Genomic DNA, 17762 nt, shown 5'->3' with positions numbered 1-17762 from the left:
TTGACATTAAGACGGCGTTACCCAAACAACGCGGCCTAAGACCGGCCTTCCCTGGTAACTCGATACGGCCATTTGCGAAACCTCGCCCGGAGAGCCGATGACACCCCTCGCCCTTCTCACCTACCCCGATATCGACCCGGTCGCGATCCATCTCGGGCCAGTCGCCGTCAAATGGTACGGCCTCTCGTATATGGCCGGCCTTTTGCTCGGCTGGTGGTATATCCGCAACTTGGTTTCGACCCCGCGGCTCTGGGCGGGCAACAAACCGCCGATGACGCTCGAACGCATCGACGACCTTCTGCTCTTCATGACCTTTGGTGTCATCATCGGCGGCCGCCTCGGTCAGATCTTTCTCTACGACCCCGATTTCTACTTCTCGCATCCTCTGGAGATGGTGAAGGTCTGGAAGGGCGGGATGAGCTTCCATGGCGGCGTCATCGGCTGCGCCATCCTGATCTTCGTATTCGCTTACATCTACAAAGTGTCAGCCCGGTCCGTGGCGGACCTCGTCTGTGCGTCCGTACCCTTCGGCCTTTTCTTTGGCCGGATCGCCAATTTCATCAATTCCGAGCACTGGGGCCGCGTGACCGACGCCTGGGTCGGCATGGTCTTTCCCAACGGCGGCGACAACCCGCGCCATCCGAGCCAGCTTTATGAGGCGGCGCTCGAAGGCATCGTGATGTTCATCATCTTGCGGATCGCCACCCACCACTTCTCCTCGCTGAAGCGCCCCGGACTGACGACCGGCATCTGGATGATCTGGTACGCCATCGCCCGCAGCTTCTCGGAGATCTTCCGCGAGCCCGAGCCCTATAACATCATGAACATCGGTCCCTTCACGGCCGGTCAGATGTACTGCGTGCCGATGGTTATTCTGGGGATCTATCTGATCTGGACCGCCTGTCATAACAAGAGCGAGCCCGGAAAGGCTGCGGTGTGATCGATAACGGCCTGCGTCGCGATACACCGCTCGCCCGGCGGATCAAGGAACGGATTCGCCGCGACGGGCCCATGACGGTCGATAGCTACATGTCCGCCTGCCTTTGGGATGCGGACTACGGCTACTATCGCCGTCAGCAGGTGTTCGGCGCATCGGGCGACTTCATCACCGCCGCCGACGTATCGCAGGTCTTTGGCGAGCTTCTGGGCGTCTGGGCCGGCGTCGTCTGGCAGGGCGTGCTCGGCGCTCCTAACCCGATTACCATCGTCGAATACGGCCCCGGACGCGGCACCATGATGCGCGATATTCTTCGCGCCGCCCGCATCGTCCCCGGCTTCTCGAACGTCACGCGCGTGCATCTCGTCGAAGCCAGCGAATCCCTGATCGAGTTGCAAACTGCAACTCTGTCGGAATTCCGCAACGTGCTGAGCTGGGGCCGCGAACTCGACGAGATCAACCCGCCGGCCATCATCTTCGCCAACGAATTTCTCGATGCCTGGCCGGTCGCCCAATGGGTCAAGACCGCATCGGGTTGGCACATTCGCGCCGTGACCCTCGATGCCCGCGGCGACCTGCAATTCACCGCAATCGACGGCGAATGCCCGCGCGATGCATTCGAAGCTCTGCTGCCCGGCGCCCCGCCCGGGGCCGTCATCGAAAGCCAGCGCCTCGACCAGCTTGCCGACGCCCTGCAAGCACTCTCCGAACGCGGCCCCATCGCCTTTCTTATGGTCGACTATGGTCACACCACACCGGCCGCCGGAGACACGCTGCAAGCGGTCCGCGCGCATAAGTATGAATCTCCACTGACGTCGCCGGGCGAAGCCGACCTGACGGTGCACATCAACTTCTACGATCTCGCCTCGACGCTGCATCGCGCCGGTCTGGCGCTCGATGGCCCTGTCACGCAGGCGGAGTTCCTCGGTGCTCTCGGCATTGTCGAGCGCGCCTCGCGTTTGATGGCGGCCAATCCGGCCCGCGCGACCGAAATCGAAACGGGCGTCGCCCGCTTGCTCGCCCCCAATGGCATGGGAGGGCGCTTCAAGGTCCTCGCAGCCCGCTCCCCCGGTCTACCGTCGCTTCCGGGCTTCAGCGCGGCCCGCGAGCAGAGCGCCGCGCCCGGACCAGCATGAAGACCCGCATAAAGGGAAAGCGCGCCGGATGTCCTTGAAACCCATCGAAGCGCGAAATCTCTCCAGCTGGAACGGCATCCGCCACGGCTTCTTCACCCGCGAAGGCGGCGTCTCGACGGGTCTCTACGCCAGCCTCAACTGTGGCTGGGGCTCAAGCGACGATCAGAACCTCGTCGCCGAGAACCGCAACCGGATCGGCCGTTTTCTCGGCGGCGACGAAAAACTCGGCGGCGGTGTCGTCACGCTCTATCAGGAGCACGGCACGATGGCGCTGCACGTGACCAAAGCGCCAGACCGCGCGGCCCTCCCCCACGCCGACGCCGTCGTCTCCAACACGCCCGGACTTGTCATTGGCGTTCTGACAGCGGATTGCGCTCCGGTCCTGATGGCCGACGCAGAGGCCGGCGTCATCGCTGCTGCTCACGCCGGCTGGCGTGGCGCCATTAACGATGTTGTCGGCAGCGCCGTCGCGGAAATGGAACGTCTCGGCGCCAAACGCGAACGGATCACTGCGGCCGTTGGCCCCTGCATCAGTCAGTCAGCCTACGAGGTCGGCCCTGAGTTCGAGGCGACCTTCCTTGAGCGTGATCCAGCGTTCAGCACGTATTTTACGCGGGCGAACCCGAACGCGCGTCCGCATTTCGATCTGCCGGCCTTTGTGACAATGCGATTGCAGGCAGCCGGCGTCGGCAGCATCGAGGATCTGGCGCTCTGCACCTGCAAGAACGAATCGCTTTTCTTCAGCTACAGGCGTAAAACTCTCCTCGGGGAAGTGGACTATGGCCGTCAAATCTCCGCCATCGTCGTGGCGTAACGGCATAATCCACAGGGAAGTCCGAGCCGACGCCAACGTTTACACCGGTCGATAACAGTTTCGCCGAGCTCCCGTCTGGACGGGTCGTTCAGGGCTGATCTACAGGGATAAGGGTCAGTTCCGGTAGTAATCACAGGAGTTCAGGCCGCGGAGGTAATGTGTTCCGGCCGCCGGGGAAGTCGCGGTTGGATAAGGGGGGACGTCGAGTGGCGACCTTTTGCTCTGCTCGGGTACGCGAGCGCCGAACACGTCTTTGGACGATCGGGTCGATACTTTTGGCTTCGCTGGTAACGGCAGGCCTGGGTGGTTGTGGCTCATCATCAAACCTCTTGGGCGGCATAGGCGGTGGCAGCGGAACGCCCTCGGCACAAAACTCGATCGCTCTCCCGACAGGCGCGTCACCATCTGGACCCGTTACACAGAACGCCAAATTCCAGATCGCGCCGGTTATCGGATCGCCCGAAAACGTCGCTCACGAATTGCAGTCGCAGCTTGCTTCTGCCATTGGCCGAGAGGGCCTGAGCGTCGGCACCTCGAACAATGCGACGGGCGAATATGTCGTCCGCGGCTACATCGTGGCTGCTCGCGAAAAATCGAAAGCGAAGATCTCCTACATCTGGGATGTGACCGACCAGAGCGGCAAGCGCGTTCATCGCGTCACGGGTGAGGAAGTCATCGCGAGCGCCGGGAAAGACCCCTGGTCGGCAGTGACGCCTGCCGTCGTAGAACGGATCTCCGGCAAGACCTCGAAACAGATCGCTAGCTGGATCGCGAGCGGCGGTGGTGTTCCGATGGCCTCAAACATCAACACGCAATCGACCAACGCTCCGTCAAGCCCGCCGCGGCCGACGACGTATGCCTCGGCTGCATCGAGCCCGGCTTCGCCGACGACCGGCAGCATCACCCACTCCGGTCCCGTCACGGCCGTCGTGCCGCTGGTGACGGGAGCGCCCGGCGACGGCAGCACCACGCTCACCACCGCAATTCAGCGCGAATTGTCGAAGAGCGGCCTGAAGCTGGCAACTACGCCCGACTCGCAGGCCTACAAAGTTGTCGGCAAGGTCGCCATGGGCACCAGCAAAGACGGCAAGCAGCCGATCCAGATCGACTGGAACGTGATCGACCCGAGCGGCAAGAAGCTCGGCACTGTGTCGCAGAAGAATGAGATCCCGACCGGCTCGCTTGACGGCTCCTGGGGACAGACCGCCGATGCCGCAGCCGCCGCTGCTGCGCAAGGCATTATCAAGCTCTTACCGCCAAAGAGCGTCGAATAATCAGTAGCCGGTCAGGTTAACCTCGATCGGCAACACTGTGACAACAGCTTGGGCTCGGACGGTTGAATCGTCCGGGCCCAATTGCTACAAGCCCGCAAATGAAGAGGTTTCTGGAGCGCAAATGCCTTTCGATTCCAAGGGTGACGCCCGGAACAGTGACGGCCGAGGGAAGCTGGGCGTGAAAATCATCGCGGGAAACAGCAATCGCCCCCTCGCCGAGGCGATCTGCACCTATCTGAAGCTGCCGATGGCCAAAGGCCAGGTGAAGCGCTTCGCCGATATGGAGATCTTCGTCGAAATCCAGGAAAACGTCCGTGGTCAGGACGTGTTCGTCATTCAGTCGACGTCGTTCCCCGCCAACGACAACATGATGGAGCTGCTGATCCTGCTCGATGCGTTGAAGCGCTCGTCGGCGCGCCGCATCACAGCCGTCATCCCATACTTCGGGTACGCCCGGCAGGACCGCAAACCCGGTCCGCGTACGCCCATTTCGGCCAAGCTCGTCGCCAACCTGATCGAGCGCGCCGGCGCCGACCGCGTTCTGACGCTCGATCTCCACGCCGGCCAGATCCAGGGCTTCTTCGACATCCCGACCGATAACCTCTTCGCTGCGCCGGTCATGACGCGCGACATCGAAGAGCACTATGGCAACACGGACGACATCGTCGTCGTGTCGCCCGACGTCGGCGGCGTCGTCCGCGCCCGAGCGCTCGCCAAGCGTATCACCGCGCCAATCGCCATTTGCGATAAGCGGCGCGAACGTCCAGGCGAAAGCGAAGTGATGAACGTCATCGGTGACGTTGACGGCAAACGCTGCATCCTGATCGACGATATCGTCGATTCCGGCGGTACGCTCGTCAACGCCGCTGAGGCCCTGCTGAAAAACGGCGCGACGGAAGTCTCTGCTTACATTTCGCACGCTGTGCTGTCTGGCGGCGCCGTCAGCCGCATCCAGAACTCGCGCCTGAAATCGCTCGTCATCACGGACTCGATCCTGCCGACCGAAGCCGTAAAGGCCGCGCGCAACATCCGCGTCATGTCGATCGCGCCACTCATCGGCGAAGCGATCCTCCGCACGAGCCGCGAAGAAAGCGTCTCGAGCCTCTTTTACTGATACACTTTCCAGAAGCCGGATTATCTGATCCCGAGCGGTGCTGTTTCGCACTGTTCGGAAAAAACTCTCCATGCCATAAGGAAATTTGAGAACAATAACGGGAAGCAAATTCTCGAGGGGGAGGCGTGGGGCGAATCCCGGTTCACACGCGAGCGGCAGGCTGCGTTGTTGCCTTGCTCATGGGCATCTCGATGCTCGCGTTCTCACAGGCGGCAATGGCGGGACCGTCCCTCGACCAGTTCGAAATCAAAGACCTCGACACCGAACCTGGCGCGATCGAGATCGAAAGCCAGAATGACTTTTCATCTGGCAATCCGAGACGCGGCGTCGTTTCCAATGGCGCAGGCGGCATCATTGCCGACGACAACACGGTAACACGCCAACGCGAAGGCCTGGAAGTTGAGATGGGCCTCACGACCTTCGTCAAACTTCGCCTCGGCATCGAGTTCGAGCAGCAGCGCCTGGACGATCCCCAGACCTTCAACGACGCCGATCGGATGGGACCGCTTGAATTCGACAGCTACGGTGCCGAAACCATCTGGACCGTCATCAAGCGCAAAGGCGACGGCATCGGCGCCGGCTTTCTCGTCGAATGGGATCAATCCGCACACGAAGACGAAGCTTCGACGCTGACGATCGGCCCGATCATCGAATGGCAATCCGGACGCTGGAGCGCAAACATCAATCCGACAGCCATTCAATACTTTGGCGGCGGCTTCGAAAATCAGGGCAAGCTCGATTTCGGCTACGCCGCCCGGATCATGTATCGCACATCCAATCAGCTCGCTCTTGCCGTTGAATCCTATGGCGGCGTCGAACGCATCAGCGGCGGCAACACGGACGAGCAGCAGCAAATCTTCGGAACGTTCAATCAGTATCGTCTCGGTCCTATCGCCTACTGGACGTTCGGCGACGCAGATGACGACGACACGCTCTCAAAGAAAGATGACGCTGAAGACGAACAAAAAGTTGAGACGACGGTCGGGTTCGGTGCGTTGTTCGGTTTGAATAGTGCGACGCCCGCAACCACGCTGAAACTCAGTCTCGATATCGATTTTTGAACCTTGGCTTTATCAATCGTGTCCTACGGTGCAATCTCCGCAGCGTCCGCGAATTTCCATTGTCATTGAGCGGATGTTGAAGTCGTTCTTGCTTGCCCACGTCTGCAGGCTCTTCACAGCGGTCGGACTATCGAATTCCTTCACCGTGCCGCAGGAATCGCAGATCGCGAAGACAGCCTTTCCTACGTGATGAGGATGATCGCAAGCGACGAAAGCATTGAGGCTTTCAAGCCGATGCGCCAAGCCATCGTCGATTAAACGTTGTAGAGCCCGATAGACCGTTGGCGGCGCGCTGACACCCTTCGCGCGCACCTGTTCGATAAGCTCGTAGGCGCTCACGGGCCGCCCGACGCCCCTCAGCGCTTCGACAATGATCTTGTCCTGATCGGCCGCGCTCCGGCGCTTGGTCGTCTTCTTCGTCATCACTTCGGGCATCTCCACCACCCACAATTGCAGGTCACAACGCAGGGTTTCCAGTAAATCACCCCTTAATATGCTGATTTTCTCAGCAACTTTCCAGTCCGACCCAAGTATTGTGCGCCTATTTGGGGCCATTTCCGACCGTTGCGCGCGGCGGCAACCCCAGGTATATACCCGCCATCTCAAGAAGATTTTCCTGAGACGCCGCCCGGCACCCTTGGAGGCCGGCAAGCGGCTTTTTGGCTCTTCTGATAGGCAGGAGAGCCTTTAACACTCGGAGACGATGCCATGGCTGAGCTCATTACGCTCAAGGCTACGGCGCGCCCGCGTGCCGGCAAGGGGGCCGCACGCCAAGCACGCCGCAATGGAAATGTGCCCGCCGTCATTTACGGCAACCACGAAACCCCGGAAACGATCAATCTCGAATACAACGAGCTGTGGAAGCAGGTCCTGCGTGGCCACTTCACCTCGACGGCTATCGAGATCGACGTCGAAGGCACGAAGCACATCGTGCTCGCCCGCGACGTCCAGGTCGACCCTGTCCGCGACACGCCCCTTCACGTTGACTTCCAGCGCGTCGGCAAGGATGGCGTGATCCGCGTTTCGATTCCCGTGCACTTCACCAACGAAACGTTGTCGCCGGGTCTGAAGCGCGGTGGCGTTCTCAATATCGTCCGCCACGACGTCGAAGTGTTCTGCCCTTACGACAAAATCCCGCGCGCGTTCGAGATCAATCTCGAAGGCATGGAGATCGGCCGTTCGATCCACATCTCGGCCGTCGAGATGCCGGAAGGCGTTTCGCCCGTCATCAAGAATCGCGACTTCACGATTGCGACGATCGCCGGCGCCCTGAAGGGTGACGACGAAGCCGCAAGCGCAACCGCGGATGCTGCTGCCGCTCCCGCCGCGGGTGCCAAGGCTGCTCCGGCCGCCGCTGGCAAGGCAGCCCCGGCTGCTGCAGGTAAGGCCGCTCCGGCCGCCAAGCCCGCCGCGAAGAAGTAAGAGACTTTTGCTGGGCCCGACATCTTTCCTTTGGGAAGTGGACCGCCGGGCCCAGCAACAATCCCGTGCCTTCCGGGCTGCTCGCCGAAGGCGAGTCGGAAGGCACAGTCGAAATGAAGCTCTTCGTTGGCCTCGGCAATCCGGGCGAGAAATACCGCGCCAATCGCCACAACATCGGCTTCATGGCGCTCGACCGCATCGCGGAACGCCACAGCTTCGCGCCCTGGCGCAAGAAATTTCAGGGGCTCATCTCCGAAGGCTCGATCGGCGGCGAGCGCGTGACGCTGCTGAAGCCCGAAACCTACATGAACGAGAGCGGCCGCTCTGTCGGTGAAGCCCAGCGTTTTCTAAAAATTCCGCTGTCGGACATTTACGTCTTTCACGACGAGTTGGACCTTGTACCCGGCAAGGTGAAACTGAAAACGGGTGGCGGCAACGCCGGTCACAACGGTTTGCGCTCGATCACCGCGCACATTGAAAACGAGTACAAGCGCGTGCGCCTCGGCATCGGTCATCCCGGCTCAAAAGATGCCGTCGTCTATTATGTTTTGAACGACTTCGCGAAATCAGAGCGCGAATGGCTCAATGCGCTGCTTGATGCCATCTCCGACGCCGCCCCCTATCTCGCCAAAGGCGAAGACGACCGCTTCCTGAGTGACGTCGCTCGCACGACGCAGGAGGATCACGAAACGCCTGCGCCCAAGGCTTCGCGCGCGCCACAAGAGTCGCCGCGCCCGCCGAAGGCATCGCGGCCACACCCAGCCGGTGAACGCGCGTCCAAACGCCAATCCGCCCTCGCCGACAACTTGAAAAAATGGCTGAGCGCGCGAAAATCCGGCGGCGAGGACGCCTAGCATCCTCGCGAAGTTTGGCGAGTTGTGGGGTTGAGCCGATGTCTGAGTATCAGGAAGAGAGCCGCGCGGACTCCGGATCGCGATCTCTTTTCGATCTGGTTATCGGCGCGCTCATTTTCCTTTTCACCGTCGGCGTTTTCGGCAGCGTGCTGAATGACGCTTATTTCGCGCGCGATAAAGACAAGACCGGCGTCCGGCGCATTTTCGCCCACCGCTGGAATGATCGCACGCTGGTCTTCCCGATCGAAGGCACCGACCGCCAGGGGCGCCGCGCCGTGTTCGATGTCGTTGTGCTGACGAAGAATTACGGCTGGGTCCGCGGGTCGACGACGGAACTCGAAAAGGACGACACCATCCTGTCGCCGCAAGAGATCCAGGACGAGGTTCTCGCACCGCAATTGCGTCAGGGCCTGGGCACCGCGCTCGGTCTGATCGCTGTCGGCCTTGCGAGCCAGGAAGGCGACGTCGCCCGTGAGGAACAGCGCGGCGGTCTCCGCGCCGTTCGCACCGCACAATGGGTGCGCGGCGCAGTCGGCGATCGCATCCCGATGTGGACGCTCAATCTCGGCCGCTACATCGATCCGTGCGCCGATTGCGAAGATATAGATACGAGCTGGCAGCGCCCGTTCATCGTCATCGCGGTCCGCAGCGTCGATCAGGGTACGCACATTTCGGAGGCGCTTGCAGACGCCATGTCCGGCACGAGCAATCTTCCCGCACCCGCGCGTTACTCGACATTCGCCTTTACCAAGTACCAGCGGTGAGCCATACGGCCGCACATTGGACCGATAAGGCTTCACATTAGGGCCTGGGTCGCTTAACCCACGGACCACAACCTAAACGGATATTTCCCCACCATGGGCTTCAAATGCGGCATCGTCGGCTTGCCGAACGTCGGCAAGTCAACCCTCTTCAATGCGCTCACGCAAACGGCGCAGGCCGAGGCGGCCAACTACCCCTTCTGCACCATCGAACCGAACGTCGGCGAGGTCGCTGTTCCCGATAAGCGCCTCGACACGCTCGCTGGCATTGCAGGTAGCAAGGAAATCATTCCAACGCGCCTGACGTTCGTCGATATCGCCGGCCTCGTCCGCGGTGCTTCGAAGGGCGAAGGCCTCGGCAACAAGTTCCTGTCGCACATTCGCGAAGTCGATGCCGTGGCCTACGTGCTGCGCTGCTTCGTTGACGAAGACATCACCCACGTCGAGAACCGCATCGACCCGCTCGCCGACGCCGACGTCGTCGAAACGGAATTGATGCTCGCCGATCTCGAAAGCCTTGAAAAGCGCATCTCGCAAATCGAGAAGAAAGCGAAGTCCGGCGACAAGGAAGCCAAGGCGCAGTACGCCGTCATGGAAAAGCCGCTGGTGCTTCTGCGTGAAGGCAAGCCCGCCCGTCTCGCGCAGATGACCGCCGAAGAGATGCCCGCCTTCCGTGCGCTGCAGCTTCTGACATCGAAGCCCGTCGTCTACGTCTGCAACGTCGAGGAAGCCTCAGCGGCCAACGGCAACGCCTATTCGAAGCAGGTCGAAGAGCGCGCGAAGGCCGAGAACGCGGCTGTCGTCGTCATCTCCGCCAAGATCGAAAGCGAATTCGCAGGCCTTGCGCCGGAAGACCGTGATGCCTTCCTCAGTGAGATGGGCCTCGACGAACCGGGCCTCAATCGCCTGATCCGCGCCGGATACGACCTGCTCCACCTCGTGACCTACTTCACCGTCGGCCCGAAGGAAGCCCGCGCCTGGACAATCACGCGCGGCACCAAGGCTCCGCAAGCCGCTGGCGTCATCCATACCGACTTCGAAAAAGGCTTCATCCGCGCCGAAACCATTGCCTTCGACGATTATGTAACCGGCAACGGCGAAACCGGTGCTAAAGAAGCCGGAAAAATGCGTCTCGAAGGCAAGGACTACGTCGTCCAAGACGGCGATGTCATGCACTTCCGTTTCGCCAACTAGGACGAACAAACATGTCCGACGAACTGCCCGACCGCCTTTGCAACGATCCCGCAAGCCCGTTCTTCAACGAAGAGCTTCTGAAGCGTGACATCGGCATCCGCTTCAATGGTACCGACAAAACCAACGTTGAAGAATACTGCATCAGCGAAGGCTGGATCCGCGTCGCAGCAGGGAACGCGCGCGACCGCAAAGGCCGCCCGATGACCCTGAAGCTCAAAGGCAAAGTCGAGCCGTATTTCCGCACGGCGTGATGATGACGCCAATGCGGCGCGATCAGCTTCCGCGCCGCTTTCTCGTCGCGGCAGCTTTCCGCGCTGACGCACTGCGCGCCGCCGCTGGTCGCGTGGCCGACGCTCTGCCGCCGATCTTTCCACCGCGCTTCGACGCGACGTGCGTATCTTTCTTCCCGCGACCCGAGCCGCTCTTGTTTCCGCCGCCGCTCTCTTTGTTGACGGTCGCCCACGCGCGCCGCTCGGCTTCCAACTTGCCGACGCCGCGCTTCTCGTAGCCTTCCTCGATGTGTTCGGCCTTGCGTTTCTGTTTGGTCGTATAGCTCGCTTTATCGCCTCTCGGCATGACGGCTCCTCCTCGATACATTGAGCGCCGTTCGAGCAACGCGCTGGCACTCGGGAAGTTGCGTCCTAACAGCAGCAAACCGCCGAAACAAAAAAGGCCCCGCACGAGCAGGGCCTTTTCATTAATCGTCGAAACGAACCGCGCGATCACTCGGCAGCTTCTGCGCCTTGCGGCATCTTCTGCTGCTGCGCCGTCTCGGAAGCTTTCTGTCGTGTCATGTGATCGAGCGCCGCGCGCACCCCGGCTTCATAATCCGGATGCACCTTCTTGAAGTGGGCAAGCTGCCGCTCCGCGATGAAATCGGGAATACCCCACATCGCTTCGGCAACGTTAGAGAACAGCCGCGCTTTCTGCTCTTTGTTGAAGAGATTGAACAGCGCCGTCACCTGTCTGTAATCGTCGTTGCCATCGCGATGATTGAAACGATCGGCATCGCCCGAAATCTTCAGCGGCGGCTCCGCGACGGACTTGTCCTGCTCGGCACCATGAAACGAGTTCGGCTCGTAATAGGCGTCCAAGTTCCCCGTCTCCGGTGCGAAGAACCGCATCGGGCCGTCCTTGTGATAGTTATGAACGGGGCAGCGCGCGGCGTTCACGGGCAGATGCTCGTAGTGCGTGCCGAGGCGATAGCGATGCGCATCCGCATACGAAAAGATGCGCGCCTGCAGCATCTTGTCGGGCGAAAAGCCGATGCCCGGCACGATGTTCGACGGCGAGAATGCCGCTTGCTCGATCTCGGCGAAATAGTTCTCAGGATTGCGGTTCAGCTCGAATACGCCGATGTCGATCGGCGGATAGTCCGCATGCGGCCAAACCTTCGTCAGGTCAAACGGGTTATACCAATGCTTGTCGGCATCGCCTTCCGGCATCACCTGAACCTGCATCTTCCACTTCGGGAACTCGCCGCGCTCGATAGCCGTGAACAGATCTTCCTGCGTCGATTCACGTGTGCGGCCGACGATCTCGCTCGCTTCGCCGTTCGTCCAGTGCTTATGGCCTTGAAGCGTTTTGAAGTGGAATTTCACCCAGAAACGCTCGTTGTTGGCATTGATGAATGAATACGTGTGCGAGCCGTAGCCGTTCATGTTGCGAACGCCGACCGGCAAGCCGCGGTCCGACATCAGGATCGTAACCTGATGCAGGCTTTCCGGCGACAGCGACCAGAAATCCCACATCGCCGTCGGCGAGCGCATGTTGGTTTTCGGGTGCCGCTTCTGCGTGTGAATGAAATCGGGAAACTTCATCGGATCGCGGACGAAAAACACCGGCGTGTTGTTGCCGACGAGATCCCAGTTGCCTTCACTGGTATAGAATTTGAGTGCGAAGCCGCGAACATCGCGCTCTGCATCCGCCGCGCCAAGCTCGCCTGCAACGGTCGAGAAGCGCGCGATCATGTCGGTCTTCGCGCCCGGCTGCAGCGCCTTCGCCTTCGTGTACTTCGAAATGTCGCCCGTAATCGTCAGCGTTCCGTAAGCGCCCCAGCCCTTGGCGTGGACGGTACGTTCCGGAATGCGCTCGCGGTTCTGATGCGCGAGCTTCTCGATGAGCTGGTAATCCTGCATCAGCAGCGGACCGCGCGGCCCGGCTGACAGCGAATTCTGGTTGTCGGGGACCGGGGCACCCGCTGTTGTGGTGAGCTTCGTGGTATCGGTCATGTGATCATCCTTCCTGGAGGAAACCAAAGAGACCTAAGATCAGAAAAACTTAATCCACCAATCGAATCTTCAGGAAATGCTTATAAGACAATCTTATCGCGCAAAAATTTCTATAGGAGCGATTGGCCCTTTCTATCGGCGCTTCTGGTTTAGCTCCGCATTCCTGCCGTAGGCTTTAAAGCGCTCGGCAATCTCGAGCATTTCAGCATCATCGAGCAAATGCATATCAGCCAGTAAGAGTACTTTGTAGTACTGCTCGGCCAGAACTTCCACCTCTCGGGCCATTTCAAGTGCGTGCGCGAGCGAAGCTCCGCAAGCAATCTGACCGTGGTTGGCCATTAAACACGCGTCTCGTTCACGAAGCCCGGCCGCAACATGCCGCGCGAGTTCATCCGTTCCGAACGTCGCGTAAGGCACGCACGGAATGTCCTTTCCGCCCGCGACCGCCACCATGTAATGAAATGCCGGAATGGATTTGTGCGCGCACGCCAGCACGGTCGCATGCAGCGAGTGCGTGTGCACAAGTGCATTTCGATCCGGGCGCGCGTGATACGCAGCAAGGTGAAATTGCCACTCGCTCGACGGCTTCAGTTGACCATCTGGAACGCTGCCGTCAGCGGCGACGAATACGATGTCGTCTGGCTCGGTATCTTCATACCGCTTGCCCGTCGGCGTGATCAGCATGCCGCCGCCGAACCGACACGAGACGTTACCTGAACGCCCTGGAGAAAGTCCCGAACGGCTCATCTCCAGAGCCGTTGCAATGACCTCTTTTCTCAACGATTTTTCGCTTGGCTGTTTCACGGGATCATGCCACTTCGCTGGTCTTTTCAGGATAGAGCGACAGCAGCCCTTCTCGGGACGCCGCGCAAATGCCCCGCTCCGTGATGAACCCCGTCACGAGCCTCGCAGGTGTCACATCAAAGGCCGGATTACGGGCATGCGTCCCTTCTGCCGAAATCAGAACCGACCCGAGCTCGCCATTCGGCAGCTTGCCCTGAACATACAGAACTTCGTCTTCGCTGCGTTCCTCGATGGGAATGTCGCTGCCTTTTTCGGTGCGCCAGTCAATCGTCGAAAACGGCAGCGCCACATAAAACGGAACCCGTGTATCGTGCGCCGCGAGCGCCTTCAGATACGTGCCGATCTTGTTCGCAACGTCGCCGTTCGCCGTCACCCGGTCCGTGCCGACGATGACGAGATCGACGTCGCCAGCCTGCATGAAATGCCCACCGGCATTGTCCGCGATGAGGCTATGCGGAACACCGTGCTGCAAAAGCTCGAACGCCGTCAGCGCCGCGCCCTGATTGCGCGGTCGCGTCTCGTCGACCCAGATATGCACCGGAATGCCGGCATCGTGCGCGTGATAGATCGGCGACGTGGCCGTCCCCCAATCGACGCACGCGAGCCAGCCCGCATTGCAATGCGTCAGAACGTTGACAGGACCACCGCCCTTGCGGATCGCGATCTCCTTAATCAACTTGAGGCCGTTGACGCCGATGTTCCGGCACGTCTCGACATCGTCCTCTGCCAGTTCTGCCGCACGCGCGTAGGCGGCGACAGCGCGAATGCTCGGCGCCAGCGGCAGCAGCGTCGTGCGCAGATCTTCCAGCGCCCAGCGCAGATTGACCGCCGTCGGCCGCTGCGCACCGAGGAACGCAACCGCATTGTCTAGGCTCGCATCCGATGCATCGACACGCATCGCCAGCGCCACGCCATAAGCCGCCGTGACGCCGATCAGCGGCGCGCCGCGAACCTGCATCGTTTTAATGGCGCGCGCCGCATCTTCGACCGTCTTGAGCACCGGCCGCACGATCTTATGCGGCAGAAGCGTCTGATCGATGATGCCAATGGACCAGCCGTCCGGTTCGAGCCAGATCGTGCGCGAGGGCACTCCGTCAAGCTTCATGATGAGCCTCCGCGATTGACTTAGTGAAATTAACGATCTCGGCCGCCGCCTCGGCGGAACGCGTTTGCAATAGCATATGGGCGCCGGGAATGACGACCATGCGTGCGCGCCCGCGTTCGCAAACCGCACGCTGAATGGGCGACTTGCGGACGAGCCAATCGCCGCGCCCATGCAGCACCAGGATCGGACAGGCGAGTTGGGCGAAATCCCGCCGCACATCGACCTCCGCAATGGCCTTGAGCCGCGATGCCCGCACCGACCGTGACAGCGTAGCGACGATCCCTTCTACTTTTTTGACGAGTTCGGGATCGCCGAAAGGTCCCATCAGGACAGCATCGCGAAGTCGCGACGGCGTCGTTCGCGGATCGACGAGCGCCGCGCGACGAATGAAGCAACCGGGCCACGGGTTCTTCACGAACGTTGCCGCCAGCACGACACCCTGCACCTGCCGCCCGAGCTGCGTCGCGACACGAACGGCAACCGGCCCCGAAAACGACTCTCCCAGAAGAAATACCGGTCTTTTGCCGATCACGTTGCGCACGATTTCCGCATAGCCCGCATACCCGAGCGACGGATCTTGCGGATAGCGTACGATCGTAACAGTCAGATCCGGAGCAAGCCGCGCTGCCAAACGGTCGAACAGATCGCCTGTCCCGTCGAGACCGGGCAACAGGACAATCTCGATCGGACCGTTCGCCATGCTCACATGTTACCCGGACCGGGCAACGGAATGTGCAGCGAAGCATCAAGCCCGCAAGCGGCACACGTCAGCGCGTACCATTCCGAATAGGGCCGCACCGACCTGTCGATGACCTGCAGCCCCGGCGTTTGGCACACGGGGCAATTATGAACCGTCCAAGGATCGGCTCGCCACGCGGCGATCCGCTCGAACGCATCTGACAGATGCTCTTTTGGAAGGTCCACGTTTGCTCCTAGTGGCCTTCGAATGCCACAAGCGCGTGACGGGTGATGCCCAGGTCATCGAGCCGCTTCATGCCGCCGAGATCCGGCAGATCGACAATGAAGGTTGCTCCAACCACCTTGCCACCGGAACGTTGAACGAGCTTTACTGCCGCTTCCGCCGTGCCACCCGTCGCGATTAGATCGTCAACGATCAGCACGCGAGATCCGCTTTCGAACGCATCCTCATGAATTTCGATGACGTCCACGCCGTATTCAAGCGTGTACTCCTGCCCGATCGTCTTCCAAGGCAGCTTGCCTTTTTTCCGGATCGGAATGAAGCCACATTCGAGGCGGTCAGCAATCGCGCCACCCAGAATGAACCCGCGCGCCTCGATACCGGCAACCGCGTCGATTTTCTGGTCCTCGAATGGCTTCGCCATGCCTTTGATCGCTTTTTTAAGCCCTTTCGGGTCGGAAAGAAGCGTCGTGATATCCCGAAACATGATGCCGGGCTTCGGATAGTCAGGGATCGTACGAATAAGCTCTTCGAGGGCGTCCAGGTTCTTCACAGTGCTCCACTCCGGTCAAATTGACGGCGCAAAATAGCAATATCGCTGGGTTCTAGGTAGATTTTGAGCAACGCTGTCGTGCTGAAACATTCGGCACTGGCGGCAGCCCTGCTTGAGGGAAGAGTAATGGCATCTCCAGGCACCTCCGCAATCGCAGGACCCGACCTCGACCCGCTTCTCGACGATACGGAAGACTTGCCGCGCACGCTGAGACGCGAAAAGGAAGCCCGCGCCCGGGAAGCACGCGAACGCGCAGCGCAGGAACGCGCGGCCGCGCCGACACTCTCGATGGGCCCAGACGATCGTTCACGGCCGCAGCCGCAGATCTACGCAGCATCCGATTTCACCCCCAATGCCGCTGCGGCGGCCGCAACGCTCGCGCCGGTGTCGGTCCGTAAAATCGACGTGCCCTTCGTCGAGCTGATGCTGTTCTTTCTGAAAGCCGTCATCGCCAGCATCCCCGCGCTCATTCTGCTCGGCACCGTACTATGGACGCTCGGCACCCTACTCGAAATGATCTTCCCCTGGCTCATCAAGATGAAGATCCTGATCAGCTTCCCGAACTAACGCACGCCTCTCCGGGCCACCCTCGGAACAATCCCGAGGATGATAATCAGGAGCTATCCCAGCACCCGCCCCGCAACCGCATCGAGCTTCTTCAAGAGTTCAGGATCGCGCGCTTCCGGGGGCGTGATCAGCGCAACTTCGAGTGCCCTGTCCGAGCCGATCGGACAAGCCGGATGCTCGCGCGGAAAATCCCGCGCGAGATGCGCGACGAGCCGCTGCGCTTTTTCTGTATTCGCGTGCATGACAGCAATGATCGACGCGACATCGACGTCTTCATGATCGTCGTGCCAGCAATCGTAATCCGTCACCATCGCGACGCTCGCGTAGCAAATCTCCGCTTCGCGCGCGAGCTTGGCCTCCGGCATGTTCGTCATGCCGATGACGTCGCAATCCCAAGACCGGTAAAGATTGCTTTCTGCGCGCGTGGAAAACTGCGGCCCTTCCATCGCGAGGTAGGTGCCGCCCTTGTGCACCTCGATCTTCTCGGCCTTCGCCGACTTTTCGAGCGCCTTCGTTAGCAGCGGACTGATCGGATCGCCCATCGCAACATGCGCAACGCAACCGTTGCCGAAGAACGACTTCTCGCGCGCGAACGTCCGGTCGATGAACTGATCGGGAAGCACGAAATCGCCGGGCTTGTATTTCTTCTTCAACGATCCGCACGCGGAAACCGAGATGAGATCGGTCACGCCAGCACGTTTAAGCGCATCGATATTCGCCCGATAGTTGATGCCCGTCGGCGACAGCTTATGCCCGCGCCCATGCCGCGGCAGAAACCGGATCGGCAATCCGTCGATATCAGCAAACAGAATTTCGTCCGAAGGTGTACCCCACGGACTCTCGATTGCCTTCCATTCAGGGTTGGCAAGGCCTGGCAGTTGATAGAACCCACTGCCTCCAACAATGCCCAGAACCGATGCCGTCATCACCCACCTTTTTCATTTTCAATGTACCCGCCAGTACAAAAGAAAAAAGGCTACGCAAGCGCAGCCTTCCAGTTTGCAAATCGTCACAAG

Annotated in this window: 21 protein-coding genes; 12 read left to right on the top strand and 9 right to left on the bottom strand. The window is 60.5% G+C overall.

Translation table 11 applies throughout. From position 1 onward, the window contains the following. The first annotated feature begins 97 nt into the window (after nucleotides 1-97). From lgt to HYP802_RS0107575, 6 genes are all read left to right on the top strand, one after another. Nucleotides 98-940, top strand: coding sequence for a prolipoprotein diacylglyceryl transferase (lgt, locus tag HYP802_RS0107600; RefSeq protein WP_013946577.1), 843 nt, complete (start codon nucleotides 98-100; stop codon nucleotides 938-940). After that, the gene (locus HYP802_RS0107595) at nucleotides 937-2073 is read left to right on the top strand and encodes an SAM-dependent methyltransferase (protein WP_024275478.1); all 1137 of its coding nucleotides are present in this window, start codon (nucleotides 937-939) and stop codon (nucleotides 2071-2073) included. Before lgt ends, HYP802_RS0107595 begins: the two co-directional genes overlap by 4 nt. A 28-nt stretch (nucleotides 2074-2101) precedes the next feature. Further along, a complete protein-coding gene (pgeF, locus tag HYP802_RS0107590; RefSeq protein ID WP_024275477.1) occupies nucleotides 2102-2887 on the top strand; it encodes a peptidoglycan editing factor PgeF in 786 nt (261 codons plus the stop codon). A gap of 275 nt (nucleotides 2888-3162) precedes the next feature. Next, the gene (locus HYP802_RS0107585) at nucleotides 3163-4161 is read left to right on the top strand and encodes a hypothetical protein (RefSeq protein ID WP_245261474.1); all 999 of its coding nucleotides are present in this window, start codon (nucleotides 3163-3165) and stop codon (nucleotides 4159-4161) included. Nucleotides 4162-4339: 178 nt separating this feature from the next. Next, nucleotides 4340-5275: a ribose-phosphate pyrophosphokinase gene (locus HYP802_RS0107580; RefSeq protein WP_024275475.1), complete on the top strand. Its 936-nt coding sequence runs from the start codon at nucleotides 4340-4342 to the stop codon at nucleotides 5273-5275. 125 nt (nucleotides 5276-5400) lie between these two features. After that, nucleotides 5401-6336 (top strand): hypothetical protein, encoded by a 936-nt coding sequence (locus tag HYP802_RS0107575; protein WP_024275474.1) that lies wholly within the window; start codon nucleotides 5401-5403, stop codon nucleotides 6334-6336. A gap of 12 nt (nucleotides 6337-6348) precedes the next feature. On the opposite strand, the gene HYP802_RS0107570 is transcribed toward HYP802_RS0107575, so the two are convergent. Then, a complete protein-coding gene (locus HYP802_RS0107570; protein ID WP_024275473.1) occupies nucleotides 6349-6759 on the bottom strand; it encodes a Fur family transcriptional regulator in 411 nt (136 codons plus the stop codon). 285 nt (nucleotides 6760-7044) lie between these two features. Between HYP802_RS0107570 and HYP802_RS0107565 the strand changes: the two genes are divergently transcribed. The 5 genes from HYP802_RS0107565 to HYP802_RS0107545 all read left to right on the top strand — a co-directional run bounded on the left by HYP802_RS0107565 (nucleotide 7045) and on the right by HYP802_RS0107545 (nucleotide 10818). Further along, complete coding sequence (locus HYP802_RS0107565; RefSeq protein ID WP_013946570.1) at nucleotides 7045-7758, top strand: 50S ribosomal protein L25/general stress protein Ctc; 714 nt, start codon at nucleotides 7045-7047, stop codon at nucleotides 7756-7758. Nucleotides 7759-7871: 113 nt separating this feature from the next. Beyond that, the gene (gene pth, locus HYP802_RS0107560) at nucleotides 7872-8612 is read left to right on the top strand and encodes an aminoacyl-tRNA hydrolase (RefSeq protein WP_024275472.1); all 741 of its coding nucleotides are present in this window, start codon (nucleotides 7872-7874) and stop codon (nucleotides 8610-8612) included. A gap of 38 nt (nucleotides 8613-8650) precedes the next feature. Next, complete coding sequence (locus tag HYP802_RS0107555) at nucleotides 8651-9376, top strand: hypothetical protein (RefSeq protein WP_013946568.1); 726 nt, start codon at nucleotides 8651-8653, stop codon at nucleotides 9374-9376. Between the two features lie 93 nt (nucleotides 9377-9469). Further along, a complete protein-coding gene (gene ychF / locus HYP802_RS0107550; protein WP_013946567.1) occupies nucleotides 9470-10567 on the top strand; it encodes a redox-regulated ATPase YchF in 1098 nt (365 codons plus the stop codon). A gap of 11 nt (nucleotides 10568-10578) precedes the next feature. Further along, complete coding sequence (locus HYP802_RS0107545) at nucleotides 10579-10818, top strand: DUF3297 family protein (RefSeq protein ID WP_013946566.1); 240 nt, start codon at nucleotides 10579-10581, stop codon at nucleotides 10816-10818. 22 nt (nucleotides 10819-10840) lie between these two features. Here HYP802_RS0107545 and HYP802_RS0107540 read toward each other — a convergent pair whose 3' ends face one another. The 7 genes from HYP802_RS0107540 to HYP802_RS0107510 all read right to left on the bottom strand — a co-directional run bounded on the left by HYP802_RS0107540 (nucleotide 10841) and on the right by HYP802_RS0107510 (nucleotide 16179). Further along, nucleotides 10841-11143, bottom strand: coding sequence for a hypothetical protein (locus HYP802_RS0107540; RefSeq protein WP_024275471.1), 303 nt, complete (start codon nucleotides 11141-11143; stop codon nucleotides 10841-10843). Nucleotides 11144-11289: 146 nt separating this feature from the next. Then, complete coding sequence (locus HYP802_RS0107535) at nucleotides 11290-12798, bottom strand: catalase (RefSeq protein ID WP_024275470.1); 1509 nt, start codon at nucleotides 12796-12798, stop codon at nucleotides 11290-11292. A gap of 132 nt (nucleotides 12799-12930) precedes the next feature. After that, nucleotides 12931-13578: a class II aldolase/adducin family protein gene (locus tag HYP802_RS0107530; protein WP_280949176.1), complete on the bottom strand. Its 648-nt coding sequence runs from the start codon at nucleotides 13576-13578 to the stop codon at nucleotides 12931-12933. A 28-nt stretch (nucleotides 13579-13606) separates the two neighbouring features. Continuing rightward, entirely contained in the window at nucleotides 13607-14707 is a 1101-nt protein-coding gene (mtnA, locus tag HYP802_RS0107525; RefSeq protein ID WP_024275468.1) for an S-methyl-5-thioribose-1-phosphate isomerase, read from the bottom strand. Next, complete coding sequence (locus tag HYP802_RS0107520) at nucleotides 14697-15407, bottom strand: alpha/beta hydrolase (RefSeq protein WP_245261472.1); 711 nt, start codon at nucleotides 15405-15407, stop codon at nucleotides 14697-14699. Before HYP802_RS0107520 ends, mtnA begins: the two co-directional genes overlap by 11 nt. 2 nt (nucleotides 15408-15409) lie before the next feature. Continuing rightward, entirely contained in the window at nucleotides 15410-15631 is a 222-nt protein-coding gene (locus tag HYP802_RS0107515; protein ID WP_024275466.1) for a hypothetical protein, read from the bottom strand. 8 nt (nucleotides 15632-15639) lie between these two features. Then, entirely contained in the window at nucleotides 15640-16179 is a 540-nt protein-coding gene (locus tag HYP802_RS0107510) for an adenine phosphoribosyltransferase (protein WP_024275465.1), read from the bottom strand. 126 nt (nucleotides 16180-16305) lie between these two features. Between HYP802_RS0107510 and HYP802_RS0107505 the strand changes: the two genes are divergently transcribed. After that, nucleotides 16306-16746: a hypothetical protein gene (locus HYP802_RS0107505; protein ID WP_013946558.1), complete on the top strand. Its 441-nt coding sequence runs from the start codon at nucleotides 16306-16308 to the stop codon at nucleotides 16744-16746. A 53-nt stretch (nucleotides 16747-16799) separates the two neighbouring features. Here the strand turns inward: HYP802_RS0107505 and HYP802_RS0107500 are convergent, their stop codons facing one another. Further along, nucleotides 16800-17672 (bottom strand): S-methyl-5'-thioadenosine phosphorylase, encoded by an 873-nt coding sequence (locus HYP802_RS0107500; RefSeq protein ID WP_013946557.1) that lies wholly within the window; start codon nucleotides 17670-17672, stop codon nucleotides 16800-16802. Nucleotides 17673-17762 lie beyond the last annotated feature (90 nt).

It is taken from the genome of Hyphomicrobium sp. 802 (assembly GCF_000526135.1).
Lineage (GTDB): Bacteria > Pseudomonadota > Alphaproteobacteria > Rhizobiales > Hyphomicrobiaceae > Hyphomicrobium_B.
The sequence above is the reverse complement of the archived record's forward strand: the minus strand, read 5'-3'. Positions and strand labels throughout refer to the sequence as shown.

Excerpts from the sequence above, each read along its gene's own strand:
- lgt (WP_013946577.1), top strand. The coding sequence starts at position 98 with ATGACACCCCTCGCCCTTCTCACCTACCCCGATATCGACCCGGTCGCG.
- pgeF (WP_024275477.1), top strand. The coding sequence starts at position 2,102 with ATGTCCTTGAAACCCATCGAAGCGCGAAATCTCTCCAGCTGGAACGGC.
- HYP802_RS0107570 (WP_024275473.1), bottom strand. The coding sequence starts at position 6,759 with ATGACGAAGAAGACGACCAAGCGCCGGAGCGCGGCCGATCAGGACAAG.
- HYP802_RS0107565 (WP_013946570.1), top strand. The coding sequence starts at position 7,045 with ATGGCTGAGCTCATTACGCTCAAGGCTACGGCGCGCCCGCGTGCCGGC.
- pth (WP_024275472.1), top strand. The coding sequence starts at position 7,872 with ATGAAGCTCTTCGTTGGCCTCGGCAATCCGGGCGAGAAATACCGCGCC.
- HYP802_RS0107555 (WP_013946568.1), top strand. The coding sequence starts at position 8,651 with ATGTCTGAGTATCAGGAAGAGAGCCGCGCGGACTCCGGATCGCGATCT.
- ychF (WP_013946567.1), top strand. The coding sequence starts at position 9,470 with ATGGGCTTCAAATGCGGCATCGTCGGCTTGCCGAACGTCGGCAAGTCA.
- HYP802_RS0107545 (WP_013946566.1), top strand. The coding sequence starts at position 10,579 with ATGTCCGACGAACTGCCCGACCGCCTTTGCAACGATCCCGCAAGCCCG.
- HYP802_RS0107540 (WP_024275471.1), bottom strand. The coding sequence starts at position 11,143 with ATGCCGAGAGGCGATAAAGCGAGCTATACGACCAAACAGAAACGCAAG.
- HYP802_RS0107535 (WP_024275470.1), bottom strand. The coding sequence starts at position 12,798 with ATGACCGATACCACGAAGCTCACCACAACAGCGGGTGCCCCGGTCCCC.
- mtnA (WP_024275468.1), bottom strand. The coding sequence starts at position 14,707 with ATGAAGCTTGACGGAGTGCCCTCGCGCACGATCTGGCTCGAACCGGAC.
- HYP802_RS0107520 (WP_245261472.1), bottom strand. The coding sequence starts at position 15,407 with ATGGCGAACGGTCCGATCGAGATTGTCCTGTTGCCCGGTCTCGACGGG.
- HYP802_RS0107505 (WP_013946558.1), top strand. The coding sequence starts at position 16,306 with ATGGCATCTCCAGGCACCTCCGCAATCGCAGGACCCGACCTCGACCCG.
- HYP802_RS0107500 (WP_013946557.1), bottom strand. The coding sequence starts at position 17,672 with ATGACGGCATCGGTTCTGGGCATTGTTGGAGGCAGTGGGTTCTATCAA.